Annotated in this window: 3 protein-coding genes and 1 pseudogene; 1 reads left to right on the top strand and 3 read right to left on the bottom strand. The window is 44.9% G+C overall.

The annotated features are described in order from the left end of the window. Positions 1 to 107: 107 nt before the first annotated feature. The gene (locus IQ242_RS22715) at positions 108 to 251 is read right to left on the bottom strand and encodes an FAD/NAD(P)-binding protein (protein ID WP_228021164.1); all 144 of its coding nucleotides are present in this window, start codon (positions 249 to 251) and stop codon (positions 108 to 110) included. A 125-nt stretch (positions 252 to 376) separates the two neighbouring features. Here IQ242_RS22715 and IQ242_RS22710 point away from each other — a divergent pair, with 125 nt between their 5' ends. After that, positions 377 to 1060 carry a hypothetical protein gene (locus IQ242_RS22710; protein ID WP_228021163.1) on the top strand — a complete coding sequence of 228 codons (684 nt, stop codon included), beginning with the start codon at positions 377 to 379 and terminating at the stop codon, positions 1058 to 1060. 222 nt (positions 1061 to 1282) lie between these two features. Here the strand turns inward: IQ242_RS22710 and IQ242_RS22705 are convergent, their stop codons facing one another. Together IQ242_RS22705 and IQ242_RS22700 are read right to left on the bottom strand one after the other, a co-directional pair. Further along, positions 1283 to 1837, bottom strand: coding sequence for a YbhB/YbcL family Raf kinase inhibitor-like protein (locus IQ242_RS22705; protein ID WP_193961506.1), 555 nt, complete (start codon positions 1835 to 1837; stop codon positions 1283 to 1285). Between the two features lie 400 nt (positions 1838 to 2237). After that, positions 2238 to 2345, bottom strand: a pseudogene (locus tag IQ242_RS22700) (IS630 family transposase); the annotation flags it as partial.

The raw sequence follows: 2345 nt of genomic DNA, 5'->3' as shown, positions 1-2345 counted from the left end.
GTATAAATACTCTATATACTCACTTCTCTGCGATGCAGTCGCACTCGCGGGAGCGCATTTTGTAGCTTGCTTAAAGCTTTGTTTCTGTCTGTATCACTTGTTACTTTTTAAAATGAGAATTGCTGGGGTTCAATTAACTTGATAGTCAGTGGTACAGCGGCGTTTCGTAAGAGATTGGCTGCCACCAGAGAACCGCTGAAACCACCGCCGATAATGGCGATCGCTGGTTGGGAAACAGTCACATCGGTCATGTCGTTGTTTTTCATCATACTTCATGCAAGATTGTATTATGATTCATTTAGAATACAAAGACAAGGCTGCGATGCCACGGGGCGGCTACATCTAAAATGAGAGTGCCTGGTGAACTATCCCTAAATTGGCGAAGGTAGTAGCTTCCTTTACTGTATCCTTTTCACAAATTTTGCTAAAATCGTCAGTGCAACTTAGTTTTTTGCCAGGGATTATGGGTGATTTGAAGCATCAGGTTGACCAAGGGATAAAACAGGTAAATCAGTTGGCTGATCAAGCAATTGACAGTATTAAGGACAATGTGCAACAGATCAGCGAACATCCTACCAAACTGGTGGATATGGGCGCAGGCATGGCAGGTGGCATGGCAGGTGCCACAGCCGGAGAAGTAATTGGAGGTACTGTTGGGGCAGTATTAGGCCCAGTAGGCGTGATCGCTGGTGCTCAGGTAGGCGGACTGGTTGGGGATGTATTGGCAGGATATGAAGCCAGTCATCTTTCCCATCAGATACTGCATCCAGGAGAGCAAAAGCCAGAGAAACCAAATGAGTTACATGAAATTGAAGTAGCCTTTGAGAGCAAAAGCTTAGAGCAGGCGGGGAAAACCCTGGGCGAAGTGGCGGGGGATTTCGTTGATAATGGGTTATTAGGTGGGATTACTGGTAATATGGGCAAAATGATCGGCGCTCAGGTGGGCAAGTTTGCCGGAAAATTCGCCCCCAAGGATTTTCTCCATCACCATCAAGAGGCAGCCCCTACCGAGGCTAAACCGAACGAAGGTATCGAAGCTGCTGATAGCAAAACAGATTAACCAACCCACAAAACAATTGAACTACTTGACAATAGGGAGATTTTGAGCTATGCCGAGGCTCAGATGTTCAACTAAGCGATCGAGTCGCCCCGACCACTCGTCTTCAGAACCTTGCTTGAGGCTTTCGCCGAGAGCTTTACAGATTGTCCTGAATCCGAGTTAGCTACCTCCTTGTATTTTGGAAAAAAGGGATAAACCCACCAGCCGAGGTCAATAGGTTAGTTAACGCGCATTTGTTGGTGCTATTAAACGAGCCTCTCCGATTTTATGCTGAAAAATGAAAAAACCAGCGTATGCAGGGGAAGCATTGGGGGGAATATCTAGTTTAGATGTATTTAATGCGTAAACAGTAATTTGATAGTTATGGGGTTTTGAGCCTTCCGGTGGGCAAGCACCACCAAAGCCGTTGTAGCCGAAGTCATTCCGCAATTGAATCGCCCCTTGAGGAAGCTTTTTACTGTCTTTCACGCCAGCATTTTCTGGTAAACTACGCACATCTGCCGGGATGTTGACGACCACCCAATGCCACCAACCGCTTCCTGTTGGTGCATCAGGATCGTACATAGTGACAGCAAAACTCTTAGTTCCTTTGGGAACATCGCTCCATTTCAAAGCGGGAGATTCATTTTTGCCAGTACATCCCCATCCATTATAGATTTGTGCATTTTGTAATGATTTACCGTTTTCAATTGTTGGGCTAATTAATGTCATAGCTTGAGCGCCCAGGCTAAAACCGCCCAATGCAATCAAGCCGGCAACAATCTCTGCTTTAAACATAAAATTACTCCTTCGCTCTGGATTAAGATAGGGGACAATCTCACTGGGGAAACGGTAGGGCTAGTGAGATTTAATAGGCTCTTAGCACAATTATTTGTAGGATAGGTTAGCGGTAGCGTAACCCATGCGGGCTACAAGATCAGCGATCGCACTAAAGTTTATTGAACAGACGGATCAAACATCTCCCAGCCATCTCCCCACCCGCAGTGTTTGACAGCATAATACGCTCATTCATAGTAGTAATATCGTGGAGCGAAGCCCAAAGGCAGGGAAGGTTTCCTAGAGGACTATTTTGATAGTTAAAGGTTAACTGATGATAGTACAAAGAGTTCCAGCCAACATACTCACAGAAATTATCAAACCAAATCTCATCAGAATAGTGATATAGCAATTCTCTGACTCATGAGGTACAGTAGCAACAGTGAGTAAACCAATTGCGAATATCTTTTTGAGTAACTTCTAACATAGCTAATTCAATCCCTTCTATTAAGTCTTTGTAAGTTCTCGC

The organism is Microcystis sp. LEGE 08355 (assembly GCF_015207185.1).
Classification (GTDB): domain Bacteria; phylum Cyanobacteriota; class Cyanobacteriia; order Cyanobacteriales; family Microcystaceae; genus Microcystis; species Microcystis panniformis.
The sequence above is the reverse complement of the archived record's forward strand: the minus strand, read 5'-3'. Positions and strand labels throughout refer to the sequence as shown.